The following is a 20,030-nucleotide window of genomic DNA, read 5'->3' on the forward strand; positions in this document are numbered from 1 at the left end:
AATTATTTGTGTCTTTCGATAAAATTCTTAATTTGTGCTTTTGGAAGAGCTCCGATCACCTTATCCACGAGTTGTCCGTCTTTGTAAAGAAGAAGAGTCGGAATCGACGAAATTCCCAGGCTCTGGGCCGTGTCCTGATTGTCGTCCACGTTCAGTTTTTTGATCTTAACCGTTCCCGCCATTTCTCCGGAAAGTTCTTCTAAAACCGGTCCCACCATTCTACAAGGCCCGCACCATTCCGCCCAGCAATCGATAAGAACCAATCCTCCGGATGTCTCACTCTTAAAATTTGAATCGTTGACTTCTGCCAATGCCATCTTTGATTCAGTCTCCTTTTTTCCTATAATATATATCAGACTCGTTCGGTCTATTTTTTCTTTTTCTTTTTCTCTTTATCCGCTTCTAAGGATTCGACTTTCTCTTTGAGGGATTCGATCAACGTTTTTGTTTTTTCTAGATCGTCGGTGGCGTCCCCTGTCGTCTGAAGAATCTTCCGGTTTACCTCGAGCATTCCGATTGATTTCTTGAGATCGCCGACGTCTTGGGTGGATAGATCGAACTTGGCCCGGTATTCGGAGGCGGCGTAGTTGCACAGTTCAAGGACCAAATTAAAATGTTCCTGTCGTATGTAATAGTTTGGATTTTCCAAATCTCTTTCTTTTTCAAAGGCGCGAAAGTCGAACAAATTCTTACAAAGAACCGCGATCTTAAAATGGATTTCCGGAAAACTCCACTTCCATTTGCTATTGGTCCCGAACGCCTCGATGGTTTTGCTAGTTACCTGACGAATGGCTTTTACGAAATTCAATCTCTGCACCGGAGTAAATTCCGGAATTTTTGCGAGTAATTCCTTATTTTCCGCTAAGCTGCCCTCGAAATCGACTCCTACGATCTTTTCCATGACAGAGATCGCGTTGTAAATTTCTTTCCGGCCCGTATTCAAGTACGTATCGCTTTTGATGTCTAAAATCGCGACACTCAAGTCGTTGACTAAAAGACAGGTATTGATCGTTTTGATGGCGTTTACGGAAAGGGCGATCTGGTAATAGGGTTCTAAACGCGGATCCTTTCGCAGTTGTGATTTGAATAGGTTGCTCTCCTTTTTCAGATCATCCAAAAATACTTTGAAGTCCGTCAGTTTTTCCGCGAATTCCTGTTTTTGTTCTTTGGTGATTGCCATACGTTACGTCTAAACCAACTTCCAACCTGATATAGTAAAAGTATCGGTAACTTCCAAAGTTCAAAAGATTACAACAGACCGGAAACCCGCGTTTTTCAAAGAATTTTGGAAGACGAAAGAAACAAAACGATCAGGCTTGTGTGTCCAACAATCTTCCTGTGGAAAGGGTCGGGTCGGGAGGATGCGCGGTCACAATTCCTTCGATTTTTTCGGAGGTTCCGGCGTCGGACGCGGATTGGGTTTCCGGAGAAGTACGGACAGAAACCGCTGCCTCCGCACCGGAGCCGAAATCCGTCGAAAGAGAAGAAATTTCCATAAAATCCGTTTTGGATCCGATTTGAAAAAAAGAAACCGTTTTCCGATTTCTCCGGATTCTCCCCGGTTTCAAACCGTCCGTTTCCGATCCGAACCGGTTCCCGCCCAAAACGAATTGCCGAATTGTCGCTCGATTGGAAACAGAACCCATTTTTGACAGAGATCTTTCCGACTCGGAATCGTTTTCCCCGGAAACAAGCGAACTGATTTCGATCCACTTACTATTTGACAGATAAAAGCGAGGGGAAAGTCTAACTAAGAGCGGAGTTTTCTTGTTCACAAAACGATTTGTGTCTTGTGAAAAGATCGAACTTCAAACATCCGCTTGAGGTATCACTATGATCGCACCATTGGCAGTTTTCGGTTCGCTCGGTTGGACGGAAATTCTACTCATTCTTTTCATCGCTCTTCTTCTTTTTGGAGGCAAACGATTGCCTTCTTTGGCGAAGGACTTGGGCGACGGGATCCGCCAATTCCGCAGATCACTCACGGGGGAATCCGAAGATTCTTCCCAACAACTCGGCCAAAATCAACCGATTTCCAAAGAAGAAGATGCTCCGGCCAAGGGTTCTAAATCGAAAAAATCCAAATCCGTCTGACCATCCGCGGAATGGCAGGAAACAAAAAAACCAAAACGAATCCCCTTCCCGCACCGGAACGATCTCCTGAATCCGTACCTATAGATCGGGAGAAGTACATGACCTTGGGAGATCATCTCGAAGAACTCCGAATGGTTCTGATCCGTTCTCTTCTTGTGGTTTCGGTCATCATGGGAATTTCTCTTTTTTACGGAGAGGAAATCCATAAGATTCTCGCCCAACCGTACAAAAACGTGTTGGGCGCTCAAGCCTCCTTTTATCAGATCAAATTGATGGCGCCCTTTATGATTTATCTAAAGAGCTCCTTTATGATCTCCATCCTTCTGGGTCTTCCTTTCGTCCTTTTTTTTCTTTGGAGTTTCGTTTCTCCCGCGCTCGACCCGAAGACGGATCGTTACGGAAAATTTCTGATCCTTTTTAGCACCGGTCTTTTTTGGTTCGGTGTCTGGCTTTGTTGGACGGAAGCCTTTGAAAATCTTTTGAGGATTTTTTTGATCAACTTCCGTCCGCCGGACATCGAAGCGCGACTTCCCATCGACGAATACTATGAAATTTTTTTTAATATCCATTTGATTTTCGGTTTATCTTTTCAGCTTCCCGTTGTACTCATTCTCCTTGGTAGTTTGGGAATCATACGGGCTTCGTTTCTTCTTTCCAAATGGAGGGAAGCGATCATCGTTCTTGCGATCGCATCCGCGGTCCTTTCTCCCGGGCCCGATTTGATTTCGATGTTGTTCCTGTTCGTTCCGCTCACGATCCTATTTGCGGTTTCGATCGTTCTCATGAAACTTATAGAGAGAGAATAAATTGCTCGCACGAATCCCTTCCAAACTCAAACTTCCGATCGCGGTTTTTGTACTGAGTTTTCTTTTTTTTCTGCTTTATACGGTTCTCGACGACATCATTCTCAAATCGCCTATGGGCGAAAACAAGGCGGTTTCCCTTTCCATCCGTTTGGCTCTTTCGGTTTCGTTTTCCCTGTTTCTTTCCTCTTTGGTTTTTTATTCCGTAAAACTCATCTACGCTTCCATGCGCGGACTCGTGACCTTGGTCCAAGACTGGGGCAGCGACGTATACGAGGAAACTCCCGTCGCGGAACAGGACGATGAAATCGGGGAATTGGTTCGTGCGTTTCGGATCAAGTTTTTTCAACAAAAACAACTGGAAGGAAACGATTCCCAAGAGCTTTCCCAAACTCGTTCCCGCGAACTTTCCGACGGAATTCAACGGGCCTTTTATCGGATCCAACTTCCGAAAATCCGCAACGTGGACATTTCCCTTTTTCCGAGAATGAGCAGCGAATCTAACTGCGATTATGTGAACGTAATTCCTACGGGGGACGGTTGTGCGGGGGTTCTTGCCGGTTTTTCCTCTCCGGGAGTTTTGGAATCCGCGTTTAAGGCCCGTTTGGAGGGTATCGTTTCGTTGGCCGCGGAAACCCCGAGTATTCGCGGAGAGGAACTCATATTCAAAATAGCTAAAACTCTTTCCAAGATGCCCGTCCCTTTTCTCAACCTTTCGCTCTTTTATTTAGAGACGAGAACCGGAGATTTGGGTTACGTTTGTTTTCAGGAACTGTCTCCGTTTCTTTTCCGCAACGACGAAGTAATCGTTCTGGAAAAAAAATCGAAGTCGAAATACTTCGACTACAAACCCGGCGACATCAACCTTCAAAAAACCACGCTCCGCTTCGGGGAAATCCTGCTTTTAACGTCCGATCGTACGTTCTCGGCGATCGGTATTCCTTCCGGAGAATTCGTCAGACAGTTTCAAAACTCGCTCAACGGAAAAAAATATCCGAATTCCCGGGACGTGATCCTCGATTGCGGACGAACCTTAGAACGTAGATACGGAAAAAACGTCCTCGAAACCAGCGCGCTCCTGGCCGTCGGACGCAAGCACTAAATTCATCTTTTTGAATATTCTTAAAATAGAATCCTTTCTTTCGGCCTACGAATTCCAACTCTGATACAGAATCGGTCCGAATGCCGTCAATAACAACGTCAAAAACAGGACGATAATCGGAACCACAACCCGCTCGTATCTCGCGAAAAACGTTTCGTGACCGATCGGGGTTTCCTTTTCGAGATAATCGCGGACCACGTGTTTGGTCAAAAGATGATTGAGGGCGACGGGCGGCGTCAGATATCCCAACTCGAAGGAAACGAGTGCGGTCATCCAAAAATTCAGAGGATGGATCCCGTTTGCCTTCGCGATCGGATACAAGGTGACGGAAACCAATATCACAGCTCCGTACGGATCCATCAACATACCGATGATTACGAGCGCCACGGTCAAAACGATCATCGCGGACATCGGAGAACCCAGTTGCGAAGGAAAAAGATGTACGACATCGGATCGTTCGAACACTCCCCCCATACACGCCGAGAGTCCCATCAGCATCAGGAGCGCTCCCAAATGGGAGCCGGTATCGTACGAGGTTCTGGAAATTTTCACCGCATCCCTCGCTGCGGAAGCGGGATGGTGTTCCTTACGACTTTGTCTATGATCCCAAAAAATCAGTGCGAGCATGGCGATAGGAAGCATATACGGAGCGGTATGTTCGTCGAAATGCGTGTTCAGTCCGAAAACCAACGCGGACACGATGATCACAGCGATCAATATGTAAAGACTGAACGGTTTAAAAACCGACCAAGTGTTTTTCAGAGCGTCTTTCTCGGGTCGAATCTTCCAGGATTCCTTTCGTAAAAACCAACTTACCGCCAAAAACAAAGTGGTGGAAACGCCGAAAACCCTCCATCCCCAATGAAACAATTCGTCGGTCGTCACGTCCAAATTGAGCGAAGCGACGATGACCACCAAAAGACAAGGAGGCAGAACGACTCCCAGGCTTCCGCTCATCGCCGTCGCGGCCAAAGCCCTTTCCTGAGAAGCCCCCGCCCTTCGGAGTTCGACGAAGATCGTGGCGCCTAACGCAAGTACTACGATTCCGGACGCTCCGCTGTATGCGGTGGGAAGAGCGGCGGCGACGACCACGATTACCGCCAAAAGTTCCGCGGGAAGTTTCCAAGGTTTAAGTAGGTCGAAAAATCTCCGTCCCAAGGAAGTGTCCCGAAGAAGAATTCCCGTCCAAACATAAAGGCCGATCTGTATATACAAGGTGGCGTGTGCGGTGAGTTTTTGGAGATAAATCGCAAGCCCTGCGGGATGTTTTTCTATAAACACGAAATAAACTCCGCAGACCGCCGCCATCCAGCAGTAAAGCGGAATCGAAAGGAGAATTTCCGAAATCCCGCCTTTTTCCCGAGGATCAGTAAATTCGGATTTTAGAATATTATAAATATTCAATAGACTCAGAACGGCGAGACCGACGATCCACAACACCTGGATCTGGGCTTCCACACCTTTGCTAAAAGGAAGCATATAGGAAGCGGAAAGGATTAAAATCAGATTCGCTCCGATCTGGCTGATTTCGGAAGCCAGTTCCTCCGATCGGTTTTCCGGATTTTTGAGCGCGATATGGTATCGTCTGGTGGTGGATACGATTCCTGCGATCAACAGAAGAATAACCATGGTCATCGGAATATATTCGATGGCGGCGATCGTGATCGTAGACAGTCGTCGTTCCGTTCCGCAATAGAGTTTTTGTCCGAAAGTCAATTCCATCGGAGCAAAAGCCGCCGCGCCCGTTTTCGTTTCGGGCTTTGTTTTGTTCGTTTCCGAGCCTGCTCCGAGGTCCAATTCTTCGAGAAGTGCCGAATCGGACGCGTTCACTTCCACCTTTTGGAGGGAATCGATCTCGGAGGCGATACAATGGATCCGGATTTCCGCATAACGCGGCCAGATACTTTCGCCTAACTGCAGCATACGAGCCTGCACCAATTGACCGAAACTTTGGATCAACGGAACGAATAGAAAAAACAATACCGCCCAAGATACGATCTTTTTTGCCATAATGATTTACACTCGCCTAACTTATTCCAGCGATTCAGAACATTCTTCCGCGTTCGCGTCGGCCTTACAACGGACGCCTTTCATCAATTTTAGAATCGAAGCGTGATAGACGCCCTTGTCCCTGAGTTTGATGCGGACCTCGCGGAATTTTTCGAAATATCCTTTGATCTCCTCTTTCGGAACTTCCAACCAATATTTGGAAGGGACTTCCTTTTCCGCTTTTCGAGTCAGCTCTAACATCGTTTCAAACTGAGTGGCCGCCCATTGTCTCGATTGATTTCCGTAATCGGCGGGGAAATCGGAGCTTTTGCCGACAATCTGAAACGTAAGTTGTCCGATCGGGAATTTGACGATTCCTCCGTTAGGCGAAATACCTTTCATCAATTCCAAAGGTTTAAAACCGACTGCGGGCGAATAACAAGCGTCGGCTCTTCCGTTGTTGAAAATTCCGGCAAAGGTCGCGATCTCCGCGGGCACCATCGAGGAACCGACTACGTCCACCATAGTAGTCGCCGCTTGATCGTAGGTCAGCGTTGCGATTTTTTTTCCGGCAAGATCCTTGATGGATCGGAGAGTTCGATCCCTCAAAAGAAGATACACCGCTCCACCGGGGAACATCGCCATGGTTTCGTATTCTCCCGCGACGTTCAACTGTCTCGCCTTCGGATTAGAAAGCACTTCGATCGTACGTTTGAGAAGATCGTAATTAGGAAGGGCTCCGATCGCTTCCAGTGATCCCGATTGTGGAACATATCCTCTCACGCGCAAACTGGTCAAAAAAGCGAGGTTACATTTACCCGCTTTAAAATCGGAATTGGCTACTACCTCGTCGGTGTAGGCTTTGAGTTCGAGACGAATTCCCCAATGAAGCGCTTGCGCTTGGTAACGGACCGCCGACTTATAAACGTCTCCATGAGTTCCGGACGGGTCGAAGACGCACATCGTTTTGTTGATCGGATCGGCCGCTTCTAACACGAACGCCGACAACAGACAAAGGATCGAAAATAAACGGAAACGGATTCCTTTCATGGAAAATTCTCCTTTCAATTGAATTCTAATTTAGAACGAACGAATATCAAAGACCTTTGAGAAGATCGTCGTCTTCTTTTAAATCGCGTTTGCCCTGAGGAAACGAGCCGAGAAGAAGAGGACCACGATGTCCCTTTTCTTTGATCCAGATCTTATCGGATTCGTGTCTGGAGAGTTGTTCGGAGTATGCTTCCAGGAGTTGATACTCTCGACGGGAAACGGATTTTTCCAGGTGTTTGGCGTGATCTTGAATCGCCTTTTTTATCGCGTTCTGATTTCCTCTACCGGTCAATGCCTGGATTTGAAACGCCCTCGAAAGCGAAACACCGGCTTTATCACCTAACGCGACCGCACGATCCAATTGTTGAAAGGGATCTTTTCCCGCGGGTGTCGCTCCTGGAATGGAAAGCCACACCACCGCTTCCAGAGCAAGAGGAACTCCCCACCAACGTTCCGGGTCGAGACATCGAGATGCTCCCGAAACGATGGACGGAATATCGGTGGACACGTTAGCCGCTCCTTGCGCGGCCCGATCGTGAAGTATGGCGAGTAAACTCGATGAAAGCCCGATCAGATAATAGAATTGTTCCTCTTCCGAAAGAGAAGGGCATTTGCCGTTCCACTCTCCGAAATATGATACGAAACGTTGGTAGGCTTGGCCGAAACGTTTTGCGGCAAGTGCATGGTTACGAATCTCGACGGCCTGATAATCCGTCGCTTCTTCCGCTTTCCCCTTCCGAACGGAAACGAGATAGTGAAGTTCGGCCTCTTGAGCACCGCGCTCCGCGCACATTCCCGCACCAAGAAGAGAAACCATTACGGGAAGATCGGGACGTTTGCCTACCCGTTCAAACGAAGCGATCAAAGGAGCCAAGCTGACTCCCGCATTGCAAACGGAATCCAAATCATCCGATTCCAAAAGAAAAGGAATCAAATGATCTTCTGAATAGGACGAGATCGTTCTTCCGGTAATCTTATAAACCACCGAACAAGAAATTAAATTTATTGTAACAATCGTTACAAATAAAGGAGTCAAAAAACGGAAGGAGAACATTTTCATTTTGAACTGCAGTTTGTAGGGAGATTTTGATGCACCTTACTCAGGTTGTCTCATTCGTCCATGATTTTTTTTTGAATGTTCGTTTTATTTTATTGGAAAGTAGGAATTCCGGGAAGCATTCGAGAGTTATTTTTTCCCAAGCGACCTCCCGGGAGTTTTTTGCGGCGGCACAACCCCCAGAATTGTTCCGCAACTGCCGCTTACTTTAAATCGTGCAGGTTGAGCCCGGAGAGTTCGCGTTGCGTTTCTACGAACTTCGCAAAAATCCAGAGCACGAACCCGCGCACCGCCAATCGCGTGCGTTTATACGAACTTCGTAAAAATCCAAGGCACGAGCCCGCGCACTGGCAATCGCGTGCGTTTCTACGAACTTCGTAAAAATCCAGAGTGCGAACCCGCGCACCGCCAATCGCGTGCGTTTATACGAACTTCGTAAAAATCCAAGGCACGAGCCCGCGCACTGGCAATCGCGTGCGTTTCTACGAACTTCGTAAAAATCCAGAGTGCGAACCCGCGCACCGCCAATCGCGTGCGTTTATACGAACTTCGTAAAAATCCAAGGCACGAGCCCGCGCACTGGCAATCGCGTGCGTTTCTACGAACTTCGTAAAAATCCAAGGCAACAACCCGCGTATGGCAGGATCTACTCCGTTTCTGATCAGGTCCGAGTGGAAATATCCGAACGAATCCGATCGATCAAACGAAGGGTTTCCGCTTCGGGCTCCACGCCGAATTCTCGTCCTAGATTCTTTTGGAATTCCTCGAACTTACGGAGCGCTTCCTTCCTACGATCCAGGCGCGATAACGCTTCGAAATGAAACCTCCACGCCCGTTCATCCCAATCATCCAGACGAATCCAATCTCCGGAGTCCTCCAATAGAATCCCCTCCTCTTTCCGATCCTCGTCTTGTTCGCAAAGAAACGCAAAAATCTCGATCAGGTTTTTGCGAAGATACTCCCTCCGCATCTCTGATTCCGGAAAGTAAGGATCGAATTCGAAAAAATCCCCCCGATAAAAAGAACGCGCAACACGGAACTCGAAAATCGCACGTTCCACATCACCGTTATGAATCGCATGGACGCCCGTTTCGAAATGTTTTTCGAAACGTTGAAAGTCGGTCAGAACCAGATCCCGTCTGAAGAAAAGGCGGTTCTCCCGAAACGAAAGCACATCCGGAGTACCGAGAATTTTCCCCAAACGAAAGCAAAGTGCATGCAAACTATTGAATGCGTTTCCGTCGGCCATTCCGGAACAGAGCGACTCCGTCAATTCCTCGATAGGAATCCCGTCTTCGAAACGGATCAGAAGCAATTTTACGAGTTGGAGCAATTTCTTTTTGTGAGTTATTTCCGACCTCGGAATCCGGATCCCTCCTCGTTCGAACTCAAGATCGCCTAACGTGCGAATCAAAAGCCTCTCCTGGACCAGGTTTCCTATCGAATTCTCTCGGTAAGCCGTTTCGAAAACGATCGAGTCCTTTCCGGTCAAGCCACCCTTTTTTAACGTCGCGAATTTCCCCGGAGTTTGAAGAACCCGTTTCAATTCATCTCGGATCTCTCTTTCCGATTGGTTTACGTTCAAAAAAGAATCCACACAAAACGACAAAATCAGAAAACCGAACGGAGAAGTATACGGAAAGGGAACTACATCCATAGCCGACAAAAGATCCAAAAATACGTTCACACAAAATACGATCAAACCGGCGAGTAAAAGCTGGTGCCGAAAAGGATTCCGGAAAAACTTCGAGATCACTTGGAACAAAGTCCAAACGATCATCAGAATTCCGGAAAGATAAAAATACTGAATCAAAAGGGGTTGGTCGGTTTCGTGAATCACGATTCCGAGCGTCGGGAAATCCCTCCGATGAGCCGTTCCGATCTGGTAAGAATTGGGATCCGCCAGAATCATCCCGGACAACAATACGTTCAAAAGAACATATAGATAAACGAAATCCTTACTGAAAATCCGCCGATAACTATTGACGAAAAGAATCAAACCCGATCCGAAAATCGGGATACAGGCGTTCTCCAACCTTTCCCAAAAAAGGGCTTCCTGAGGAAAAGAGACGTTGATCGTTTTGGTGAAAGAAAGCAGATAAAAAACATACGTCGCCTGCAAAAACGCGAAGTAAAAAAGATATTTCCTTTTTCTACTTTGATAGAATCGAAAAAGGCAATGTAACGTTCTACACGAAAGAATGACCGCGACCGAATAACAAAAAATCTCATACAATGTCACGTTCATCTTTTTGGAATCCTTACCTATCCCGTCGTCGAAGCCGGATCTCGCGTATCAATCTACGCTCGAAATTCCCGCGGAGTGATAAGAATATGCAGAATCTAGAATTTTAAATCCGTTTTCGGTAGGTTCGACGTTTTTTTCATCGAAATCCATTCGAAAAACGACACCGACCGTCGATCTCCTCTTCGAAAAACCGAGTCCGATCCGAAGCGAAAACATTGGAAAATCAGAAAATTCTTATGTTCTTCCGAACCGTATTCCCGATTCGAGAAGGTTTTATCGCAAAGAAAAGGTCACGATTCCGATCCGGAAAAATAAGAGCAATTGCTCGTTTTAACCCGCGAAGAACGCCGGAAAACCCGATCCAGAAAAACCGAAATCCAAATTCGATTTTTGTGCGACCACGATAGAATTTCCGAGAATTTGTTGACATTTTTTTGACTCTGAGTAGCGTAAGCGCGACTGGAATCTTAACCTGCCTTTTCCCGGGTCAGTTGAGAATTTTTTGAATGATGTTCGTATCCAGGAAAGGTTATCTCTCTTCTTCACTCCGCTGATGGATGGATCTCCCTCGTACCGATTCAAACTTCAAAACCAGTAATTTTTTGTAAGGACCTTTTCTCATGAACATTTACATAGGCAACCTCGCCTATCAGGCAACCGAAGACGATCTCCGCAAAGCATTTGAATCTTTTGGAGAAGTAACCTCTGTACGAATCATCACAGATAAACTTTCCGGAAAATCCCGGGGACTCGCATTTGTGGAAATGGCGAACAAGGACGAAGGCAACGCGGCGATCGACGGCTTAAACGGAACACAAATCCGTGGAAGAGAAATCAAGGTCAACGAAGCCCTTCCTAAAAAACCGTTTCCGGAAAAATCGAAATCCAGATATTGATTTCCCCAAGGGAGAAAGGCAATCCGCTTTTCTCCCTTGTTATACGTACGTTTTTATCGTAACGTTCGCAGTCGTGCCTTTCTTCGGATTGTTCTTTTCCGATCCTAATTCCTTTCTTCCTAGTTCCATTGTGTATTTTCTTTTCTGGATGGGAATCTTCGGTTCCTCGTTGGGTTGTTTGATGTTCTTCGGACAAATCGTTCTTCCCCACAAAAGCCGACTCAATTATCTTTTAGGAATTCTTTTTCTGGGAATGTCCGTGTTACAGGCCGGTTCGATCCTGCTCTTAAACGGAAAACTTCCTTCTTTTTCCTGGTTCGTATTTTTGCACATCCCGGTCTTGTATTCCGTAGGACCGGTCTTGTACGGAATCCATCGTATCAGCGTCGGAGAAATTTTCCCCGTTTCCATCCGCGACGTTTTGGTACACGCGTCGTTTCCTTCGGCCGGATTGTTGGCGTATGCATGGATATCGTTCGTTTTCCCGCATTTTTTTTTCGACCCGATTCCTCTCATCGAAACCGCGTTCGTGAAAAGAATTTTTCCAGGTCCTTTGGATTGGGTTCTCGGACCTGCGTTCGTCGAAATCGGAGGATACGTAATTCTCGTATTAAAAAACTCCAGGGATTTATGGCGTTGGGAGGTTTGGAAAAACGAACCCACCGCGAGAATCCTGAGTTTTCTCGTGATCGTTACCGTAATTCACCTAAGTCTGGGGTTTTGCTTCCTAACCACCAAACGAGGAGAATTTTTGATTCTCGCCGCCGGAGGAATGGGAATCTCGCTTTGTGCGGCGTATCTGATCGGTCATCGATATCCCGGTTTTTTCCAGAAACTGCAGGAAGTGACCCGGGCCACGAAGGCCAAATACGCGCGTTCGCTTTTGGTGGGAATCGACCGGGATGTCCTCAAGGAGAATCTGCTTCAGTTGATGGAGAAAGAATTTTTTTACCGAAATGAGGATCTGAGTCTCGGCGATCTTGCGGACGAACTGGCCTTGTCCACTCATCAGATTTCCGAATTTCTCAATCAGGAACTCGGAAAAAGTTTTTCGGTTTTCGTAAACGATTATCGAATCACGGAGGCGTGTAAACTTCTCGCGGAAGAACCGAACACGAACGTATTGGATATAGCTTACTCCGTGGGATTTAGGACGAAATCCTCTTTCAACCGTGCGTTCCAAAAAATCACCGGACTCACACCGAGCGAATACAGGACCAAGGCGGCGTCGAAAAACTAAAATCCTCCGGTTGCAATTTATCGATTCGGTCGATCCCCTACGTCGAAATCGATAGAATGGGACGACGTTTCTTCTGATCGGAGTTACAATCCGCGGGAAACAATCGAGGAGGCGACATGAACGCCCGACAAACAGCGAAAAACGAAATCGAAACATCGATCGCAAAAAAAACGAAACGACTACTAAACCTGAATACGAGAGAAAAAAACGTACGGATCATACGTTGGATCCGCTTTCGCGATAAAAAACTCAGAAAAAAATTTCCGATCCTCGAACGTCAGAATCTTTGGGGAGCGTCGATCACCGTCGGATCGGCGGGAATGATGTTCCTAACCGCAAGCGCGTATATCGCGGAACTGATCCCTGCCTGGGTCGCGATCGTAACCAACGCGGTCTTCGCGTCCTTCTTACACGAGATAGAACACGATACGATCCACAATCTGTATTTCAAAGACGATCCAAAAAAACAGAATCTGATTTTCTGGACGGTTTGGATTTTACGAGGAAACACGATCAGTCCTTGGTATCGAAGAATGATTCACATTTTGCATCACAAGGTCTCCGGAAACAAGGACGACATCGAGGAACGATTGATCGGCAACGGAATGAACGCCGGTTGGTCGAGATTGTTCGCGATGATCGACGGAAACGTATCCGCAATTCTGAACTTTAGAAAGTTGGCACGTGACGCACCCAAATTCAAACGTAAGGAAATCGTTCGAGAAAGTTGGCCGTGGCTCGTACTTTTTTACGCGCTTTGGTACAATTTTCTTCTTTGGAACGTGTCGTATTACGCGAACCATTGGATGGGCTTTCCGATTTCCCTGCCGTTTTCCGAAACTTTGGAGACGATCCGCTCCTTTCTCAACTTAATCGGAGTCGTTTACCTTTTGCCGAACTGGATCCGTCAGTCCAGCATACAGATCGTATCTTCGAACATGCACTACTACGGAGACGTACGCGGAATCCATCAACAGACACAAGTATGGAACGCGTGGTTCTTGGCGCCGCTGCACTTGTTTTGTTTTAATTTCGGGAGCACTCACGGAATCCATCACTTCGTGGTCAATCAGCCCTTTTATCTCAGACAGATGGTCGCGCCCTTCGTTCATCCCGCGATGAAACGATACGGGATCCGATTCAACGATTTCGAAAGTATGTTGCGCGCCAACCGATACGATCCGGAACCCACTTAAAGAATCAATTTTGTTTTCAAGTCTAAGAGATATATCATTCTTTGGTCGATAAGACGTTTTTGCAGTTACCGAAACGGTGACTACGAGGGAAAACAACTCGATGCCTTCAGAAACCAAAACCAGAATCTTTTTAGAATTTCAATTCGCGATGATGCTCATCAGCGGAAACATACTCTTCGCCAAACTCGTGGATGAAAGCGTTTGGATGATCACGTTCGGAAGGACTTTTTTTGCGAGCGCGGGTTTGTATCTTTTTTTGAAGTGGAGGGGCAAGCCGGTGTTCTTTACCGAAACAAAAGAAAACCGGGCCGGTCTCGGAAGCGGAATCCTATTGGCGTTTCACTGGATTTTCTTTTTCGCATCGGCCCGATTCGCTTCTCCCGCCGTCGCCGTCCTGACACTTTTCACACATCCGGTTATGACCGTATTTTTGGAACCTTTCTACTTCGAAACGAAACCGACCGGGAAGGACGTCGCGTTGGCGATCCTCGTGTCCATCGGAGTGGCGATTCTTATACCCGAATTCGGACCTGGAAACGATCTTATCTTAGGGATCCTTCTCGGAGTTTTATCCGCGTTTACGTTCGCTCTGCGGAATTTGATAGCGAAACGGTATCTTTCGCATCACGGAAGCGCGCAGGTTATGTTTCAACAAACCCTGAGTTCGGCTTTTATACTCGCCCCGGTGTGTTATTTCGAACCAATTCCGACAAACGCGCGTTCGCTGGGATTGATTTTTCTTTTGGGAACGTTCTTTACCGCGTTCGCACATACGCTTTTCGTAAAGTCCATGTTTCGTCTAAAACTCAAAACCGCCGGAATCCTTTCCGGGATTCAACCGGTGTATTCCGTCTTGTTAGCCTGGTTGATCCTCGGCGATATCCCCGGCGTTCGGGAAATCATCGGAGGAACCTTGATCGTAGTCGCAGGAACATTGGAAACGATCCGATACAAAAAGGATTCGTAAATTATGAAATTTGAATTTACTCTTCCCATATTCGATCCTCTCCCTTTTTCAAAAGGACAATCGTATATACAAATCCGGGACTTTTCCGTCTTCCCGAGAAAACCCCGTGAAAATCCAGACGTACGATCGTTTACGCAGAAATACATTCCGTTTTTTGCAAGAACCTAAAACGTTCCGGACAAGGCGCACGAGGTAGCGCGCCGCGGAGCCGTAAAAAATCAAAGGAAGGGAATCGAAGAAAGGTATTTTTTTTCCGTACAAATTCCCGTTTTACCGCGGCACGTTTTCTTCGTTCGTGTTCCCGGTAGAACGGAACGTATCCTCCCGATCCAAAACGGAAACGATCTCTTAGGCAGGCGACGATTCACAATCGGAATTTATACGAGAAAAATTGATCCGTGCGTTGATAAATTTAAGAATTTCTCCGAAAAAAAAGAACTCCCCGACTTATGTCCGAATCGCTGTATAAAACTTTCCTCCGCAAAAGGAAGGAACAAGAAAAGTCTGACAAGAACTCTTTCCCGTACGACTTCGGGAAAATCTTATCCGACATTATAAGAAAAAATTGGATTCGCACTTTCTTCGTTTATCAATCTCCGTCTCCGAATCCGCGGGTTAGAATTGGATTTGACAGAAGTAAGCTGTATAAATAATATTTTGACTATGGCCACCTCCGAAATGTATTCAAAAATTATAATTCTATTGAAGTCGGCGGACCGAATCCGAAACGTGAGAAACGGATCCGTTCTTATGTTCCTTTTTATTTATATCTCTTGTTCTTCGGGAGATAAAAAACTTTCCCCGGACGAACCGGCGAATACCGCGAGTCGTTCCGCAGCTATGGAAGAGCAGACCGCATCGGACCGATCCACGATCGCAGATCCGGGAAACGCTCCCGGCAAGGGTTGTATCCAGGGTGACTGCGTGAACGGAAGAGGAACTTATGTCTATGACAACGACGACGAATACTCGGGCTCTTTTCAGAACGATATGCGCAACGGTTCGGGAAGGATGAAATACGCAAACGGAGACAAATTCGAAGGAACGTTTAAGGACGACGTAAAGGAAGGAAACGGAACGTATATCTTTCGGAACGGATCCATCCTGGAGGGTAACTTTCAAAACGGAACGATGATCGGCATGGGAAAGGTACGTTTTCCGGACACATCCGTTTACGAAGGAGAATTTCAGGACGAAAAGAATTCCGCTTCGGGAACGTTGAGTTCCTCGTTTGACGGTTCTAAAAAACAATGTAGGGTGGAAAATAAGATCGTACTCTGCGGAGGAACCCTCGGCGAAACCGGGAACATAGATCCACTGCACTGAATTTCAGAAAAGGCCGGCTTACTCCAAAACGTCCCCGGCCGCATTCTCTCCGCTCAATCCCTTTTGGTAAATTCGAATCCTTTCCTCATCCATACCGATCAAAGTATGTTTGATCCTGAGGTCGCGGCTCAACGCCTCCCCTCCGGTTCTGAGCTCGACGACACGGTACCAGATCTCGCGCGCCGGCACGTAAAACGCGTGGTTGATACACAGGCATTTGAATTTGAAACCAAGGGAACCTTCCGCCGGTTCCATGGAATGCGGAGCCGCAAAAAAATAAAAATCCCTGTCGCTATCGTTTTTCACGACGAGCACGAACTTTTTTTTGGCTCCGGGTTTGAGGAAAAGATCGTTACCTTCGATTCGAATCGAAACGGGAGCGTCTTCGATGTTTTTGACGCTACCTGTCGCCCAAAGATCGACCGGTCTTTGGATGGCACCTTCGTACAATTCCATTTCGAAGGGAAACTTCTTTTTTTCCCACAGGATTCCTACTCGGATCGAACGATCCGGATCGAAATCCACAGGTTCCAAACTCTCCTCCGAAGCGGATCCTTTTTTTCCGCAAGAGACGAGAAAAAAGTATATTAGAAAAAATAAAATTATTTTTTTAGAATGTATCATTCTAAAGCCATTTCTAAAACGCGGAAATCCAATTTCCGATTCGGACTCGTGTTTTGTACGTAGACGTTCCCGTTCAGTTTTTTTATGGTCACGAAGTCCTGGAAGATGATCTCCTTTTTATCCGGATCGGATTCTCCCATGTTACAATCCCTTCCACAACCGTTACAATCCATGTCCATGTCCGAGTATTTCGTTTCGAAGGAGGAGGAATATTTCCTCATATAACCGAAGACTCTCAGTTTCAGTTCCTGCGGAGTGGATTCCTTTACTTCGTAGTTGCCGATCGCGTAGAATTTGCTCGTCTTGTTGATCACACCTTCCTCAGAAGAGGCCGTGTCTTTCGTGTCCCCTTCCATAAAAAAGGAACCGTCGGAACGAATCCGAAGCGACCAATTCGATTCCACACGATACGAATCGTCCCGTGTCTCGGAAGGAGGGGCCGCTTCCGCGGAGGAGAGCGTTTCCGTACTTTGGATTTCTACGGGAAGAGAGGAAATTTCCGAGCCGCGGAGTCCGTGATTCAAAACGGAATTCAGATCGGAAGCCGTAAATTGAAGGTGATTGGCGCGTGCGATACTCTGGGAGCGGACGATCGGATTGATCAATACCCAATTCTTATCCTGTCCGAAACGGATTTCGCTTAACACCAAACCCTTATACATCTTTCCCGCGTAGATATCATCCACCGTCAGACGAAGAGAAACTCCCTCGAACGTTTTTTCGAGTTCTATTTCCTGAGGACCGAGTATGTCCTTAACTTGAATCGTTTGTTTATAACCGTTATCTCCGGTTAAAGTCGCCGTTTTGAGTCTTCCGTTAGAATAGCAGTGTTGATCGGATCTTTGATAGCCGTTCCAGATTTTGAGTTTGGTGATTTTTTGCGGTTGGGAAAAACGGAAATCCAACGTAACACCTTTGCCTTTTTTATCGGAGGCCCAAGCGTATTCGTAACGGGAATCGAAAAGATTCATAACGTCGTAGGACAAAACCGGGCTGGCCGTTTCGGAAGCCTTAGCGGAACCTTCCACGATCTTAGGTAATTTCAGGGAGAATTGTTTGTCCCCTTCGTCGTAGAAACGCACGTCTCCGATACAAAGATCTTTGTTCTTACGGAAGTTGATCGTAACCGAACGCGCAAAAACCGCCTGCTCGAAAGCGACCGTCGCCTTTTTTCCGTTCAACGTAGCGGAAGCTCCGATCTCGTCGAAATTGACGTAAGCCGTAACCGCGTCGTTGAATTCTCCTTTGCAGGAATCCACTTCCACCCGTTTCAGCTGAAATCCCTCGTCCGGATAAAAATGCATCTTTACGAATTCGGCCCCTTCTTCCGGTTTCCAATTTCCTCCGCCTAACGCGGCGAATGCGAGCTTATCGCTTAGGGAAGTGGAGGTAGCCATCGAAACGCTGAGTTCCTTTTTACAAGAGGAGAGCAGAACGCTTACGAACAAAACTATGAAAATCTGTCGGAGATACGATCGGGTCATCAAATGGATTCTCCCAAAAAGAATTTCCACGATGATAAGAATCCTCGATTCGATGTCAAATGGAAAGAAACCGGCGTTTCGGGGAAGAAAACCGGATTCAAAAAACGATGTGGTCCTTGATTCCGCCGTTTACTTTTGTTTCGTCACGACCGATTCCGTCGGTTTACTCTCTTTTTTAACCTGCCCGATCGGACTTCTGATTGTATTGTATACGATTCGATTCTGCGCAACGCCGATCGAGAATCCGAGAACGTTGGATTGGATGCTTCGTTCCCCGCCTCCCTGAATTTGCTTCCGGCTCAAGGAAACGATCCTTCCAGAAAATCCTTGACCAGGAGAACGATGGACTTTGTATGGCTAGATTGATATTGAGAATTAAACTCATTATCAATCTATTGAGGAACCCCATTCTATGAAGTGTAAATCCCCGTTTTTCCTTTTTCTACTCTGGTTTTTTGTCGCTTGCGGAGAAAAACCGACCGATCCCTCCTCTCTGGCCGCTTTGGGACTCTCTCCCGCGTCCTCTCACTCGGCCGAACCGACGGAACCAAACGAATTTCAAATCGTTTCTCCTCGGGAAGGAGAAATTACGACCGTCTACCGTTTGGAAACTACCGTTTCCACGGAGTCTGCGGGAAAATTTTCCGTTTTCCGCAATGGAGAAAAAATGGAGGAATGGATCGCGACTCCCTCTTCCACACATACCTCCCGATTTTTTCCCGAAAACGGAGACAATACGATTGGGGTCGAACGAACCGGTTCCGACGGCTCGATAACCAAAAAAGAAATACACGTTTACTTCGGAACCAAACTGACCGCGGGAGGAGCCCATTCCGGTTTTTTAAAAAACGGATCCGTTTATACGACCGGTCGGAACAACTTCGGCCAATTGGGAACCGGACATTCGACAGGCGACGGGATCAACGATACGATCACTCAACTCGATTCTTTGCCGGAGATATCCAGCATTCATTTTAATCAGAACAGCTCGATGGCCGTCGCCAAAAACGGCAAGGTCTACGCTTGGGGAACCAACGCCAACGGACAACTCGGAATCGGGAACAACAACACGGACCCGACAACTCCCGCAAATGCCGGTCCAAGACAACCTCCTACCGAAGTTCCCGGAATTACGAACGCGGTGATGGGCGCGTACGGTTTCGATCACGCCCTCGTTCTCAAAGCGGACGGAACAGTCGTGTCGTTCGGTCTCAATAACGTCGGTCAATTAGGAAACGGAGCCACCGGTTTGGGCGCAAACAGCATTTCCACCTCGCCCGTTGACGTCGTAGGTCTGACGGAGGTAATCCAGATCGTCGCGGGTTCGCAACATTCCGCCGCATTGACCGCCTCGGGAGAAGTTTACGTATGGGGAAGAAACCAATACGGCAACCTAGGAAACGGAAGCGTGGAAACCGGGACGACGGTTCACTCGACCCCGGAGAAGGTCCCCGGTTTAACGGGTGTCATACAGATAGCGAACGGACGCGATCATATCCTTGCTCTCAAAGAAGACGGAACGGTTTTTTCCTGGGGATTAAACGCGAGCGGTCAGTTGGGAATCGGAGGAACCGGCTCCCCCGCCCCCACGCCAACTCCAACACAAGTTTTGAATATTACAAATGCCGTATCCGTTTGGGCCGGCGGAACCCAGAGTTTCGCCGTCATTTCCGACGGAAGCGCCCGAGGTTGGGGAGCCAACGGCGCCACGGCCAATCTGGGAATCGGAAACACCACCACTACGAAAGTCTACGAACCCGGAGCGGCGGTGATCGGAATCGACGGACTCGTCCACTTCGGATGCGGAGCCACGCATAACTTCGGGCTTTTACGGGACGGATCCGTTTACGGATGGGGTTGGAATTTCAAAGGTTCCCTGGGACGTCCGGACCTACAGAACAGTTGGGGAGCCGCCACTCCCGTACACATAAATATTCCATAATATTCAGGTAAT

Annotated in this window: 18 protein-coding genes; 9 read left to right on the plus strand and 9 right to left on the minus strand. The window is 47.3% G+C overall.

Annotated elements, in window-relative coordinates:
• Window positions 1-2: 2 nt before the first annotated feature.
• The 3 genes from trxA to EHQ17_RS06325 form a co-directional block, all read right to left on the minus strand.
• Window positions 3-317, minus strand: coding sequence for a thioredoxin (trxA, locus tag EHQ17_RS06315; RefSeq protein ID WP_100747069.1), 315 nt, complete (start codon window positions 315-317; stop codon window positions 3-5).
• A 50-nt stretch (window positions 318-367) separates the two neighbouring features.
• The gene (locus EHQ17_RS06320) at window positions 368-1,180 is read right to left on the minus strand and encodes a hypothetical protein (protein WP_135592532.1); all 813 of its coding nucleotides are present in this window, start codon (window positions 1,178-1,180) and stop codon (window positions 368-370) included.
• Window positions 1,181-1,310: 130 nt separating this feature from the next.
• Entirely contained in the window at window positions 1,311-1,496 is a 186-nt protein-coding gene (locus tag EHQ17_RS06325; protein ID WP_135592534.1) for a hypothetical protein, read from the minus strand.
• A gap of 337 nt (window positions 1,497-1,833) precedes the next feature.
• On the opposite strand from EHQ17_RS06325, the gene EHQ17_RS06330 reads away from it, so the two are divergent.
• From EHQ17_RS06330 to rktP, 3 genes are read left to right on the plus strand one after another with little or no spacing between them, the layout of a single operon-like run.
• Entirely contained in the window at window positions 1,834-2,094 is a 261-nt protein-coding gene (locus EHQ17_RS06330) for a Sec-independent protein translocase subunit TatA/TatB (protein WP_135592536.1), read from the plus strand.
• Between the two features lie 11 nt (window positions 2,095-2,105).
• The gene (tatC, locus tag EHQ17_RS06335; protein ID WP_167881238.1) at window positions 2,106-2,900 is read left to right on the plus strand and encodes a twin-arginine translocase subunit TatC; all 795 of its coding nucleotides are present in this window, start codon (window positions 2,106-2,108) and stop codon (window positions 2,898-2,900) included.
• 1 nt (window position 2,901) lies between these two features.
• Window positions 2,902-3,999, plus strand: coding sequence for an Arg-Lys translocation region protein phosphatase RktP (rktP, locus tag EHQ17_RS06340; RefSeq protein WP_135592540.1), 1,098 nt, complete (start codon window positions 2,902-2,904; stop codon window positions 3,997-3,999).
• A gap of 45 nt (window positions 4,000-4,044) precedes the next feature.
• On the opposite strand, the gene EHQ17_RS06345 is transcribed toward rktP, so the two are convergent.
• The 4 genes from EHQ17_RS06345 to EHQ17_RS06360 all read right to left on the minus strand — a co-directional run bounded on the left by EHQ17_RS06345 (window position 4,045) and on the right by EHQ17_RS06360 (window position 10,343).
• Window positions 4,045-6,009, minus strand: coding sequence for a TRAP transporter large permease subunit (locus tag EHQ17_RS06345; RefSeq protein ID WP_135592542.1), 1,965 nt, complete (start codon window positions 6,007-6,009; stop codon window positions 4,045-4,047).
• Window positions 6,010-6,030: 21 nt separating this feature from the next.
• Window positions 6,031-7,038: a putative solute-binding protein gene (locus EHQ17_RS06350; RefSeq protein ID WP_135592544.1), complete on the minus strand. Its 1,008-nt coding sequence runs from the start codon at window positions 7,036-7,038 to the stop codon at window positions 6,031-6,033.
• 46 nt (window positions 7,039-7,084) lie between these two features.
• The gene (locus EHQ17_RS06355) at window positions 7,085-7,972 is read right to left on the minus strand and encodes a hypothetical protein (protein ID WP_246057429.1); all 888 of its coding nucleotides are present in this window, start codon (window positions 7,970-7,972) and stop codon (window positions 7,085-7,087) included.
• A 784-nt stretch (window positions 7,973-8,756) separates the two neighbouring features.
• Window positions 8,757-10,343, minus strand: coding sequence for a BTAD domain-containing putative transcriptional regulator (locus tag EHQ17_RS06360; RefSeq protein ID WP_135592546.1), 1,587 nt, complete (start codon window positions 10,341-10,343; stop codon window positions 8,757-8,759).
• Window positions 10,344-10,963: 620 nt separating this feature from the next.
• Here EHQ17_RS06360 and EHQ17_RS06365 point away from each other — a divergent pair.
• The 5 genes from EHQ17_RS06365 to EHQ17_RS06385 all read left to right on the plus strand — a co-directional run bounded on the left by EHQ17_RS06365 (window position 10,964) and on the right by EHQ17_RS06385 (window position 15,968).
• Window positions 10,964-11,239: an RNA recognition motif domain-containing protein gene (locus tag EHQ17_RS06365; protein WP_100765185.1), complete on the plus strand. Its 276-nt coding sequence runs from the start codon at window positions 10,964-10,966 to the stop codon at window positions 11,237-11,239.
• A gap of 130 nt (window positions 11,240-11,369) precedes the next feature.
• Window positions 11,370-12,479 carry an AraC family transcriptional regulator gene (locus tag EHQ17_RS06370; RefSeq protein ID WP_246057430.1) on the plus strand — a complete coding sequence of 370 codons (1,110 nt, stop codon included), beginning with the start codon at window positions 11,370-11,372 and terminating at the stop codon, window positions 12,477-12,479.
• 116 nt (window positions 12,480-12,595) lie between these two features.
• Entirely contained in the window at window positions 12,596-13,675 is a 1,080-nt protein-coding gene (locus EHQ17_RS06375) for a fatty acid desaturase (RefSeq protein WP_135592548.1), read from the plus strand.
• Between the two features lie 100 nt (window positions 13,676-13,775).
• Window positions 13,776-14,642, plus strand: a complete 867-nt coding sequence (locus EHQ17_RS06380) for a DMT family transporter (protein ID WP_135592550.1) — start codon at window positions 13,776-13,778, stop codon at window positions 14,640-14,642.
• A 663-nt stretch (window positions 14,643-15,305) separates the two neighbouring features.
• Window positions 15,306-15,968 (plus strand): MORN repeat-containing protein, encoded by a 663-nt coding sequence (locus EHQ17_RS06385; protein ID WP_135592552.1) that lies wholly within the window; start codon window positions 15,306-15,308, stop codon window positions 15,966-15,968.
• Between the two features lie 18 nt (window positions 15,969-15,986).
• Here EHQ17_RS06385 and lsa20 read toward each other — a convergent pair whose 3' ends face one another.
• Complete coding sequence (lsa20, locus tag EHQ17_RS06390) at window positions 15,987-16,592, minus strand: LIC11469 family lipoprotein adhesin Lsa20 (protein ID WP_135592554.1); 606 nt, start codon at window positions 16,590-16,592, stop codon at window positions 15,987-15,989.
• Entirely contained in the window at window positions 16,589-18,076 is a 1,488-nt protein-coding gene (locus EHQ17_RS06395; protein WP_135592647.1) for an NADase-type glycan-binding domain-containing protein, read from the minus strand. The genes lsa20 and EHQ17_RS06395 overlap by 4 nt, the downstream gene beginning before the upstream one ends.
• A 412-nt stretch (window positions 18,077-18,488) precedes the next feature.
• On the opposite strand from EHQ17_RS06395, the gene EHQ17_RS06400 reads away from it, so the two are divergent.
• Entirely contained in the window at window positions 18,489-20,018 is a 1,530-nt protein-coding gene (locus EHQ17_RS06400) for an RCC1 domain-containing protein (RefSeq protein ID WP_135592558.1), read from the plus strand.
• Window positions 20,019-20,030 lie beyond the last annotated feature (12 nt).

It is taken from the genome of Leptospira gomenensis, assembly GCF_004770155.1.
Taxonomy (GTDB): Bacteria; Spirochaetota; Leptospiria; order Leptospirales; family Leptospiraceae; genus Leptospira; species Leptospira gomenensis.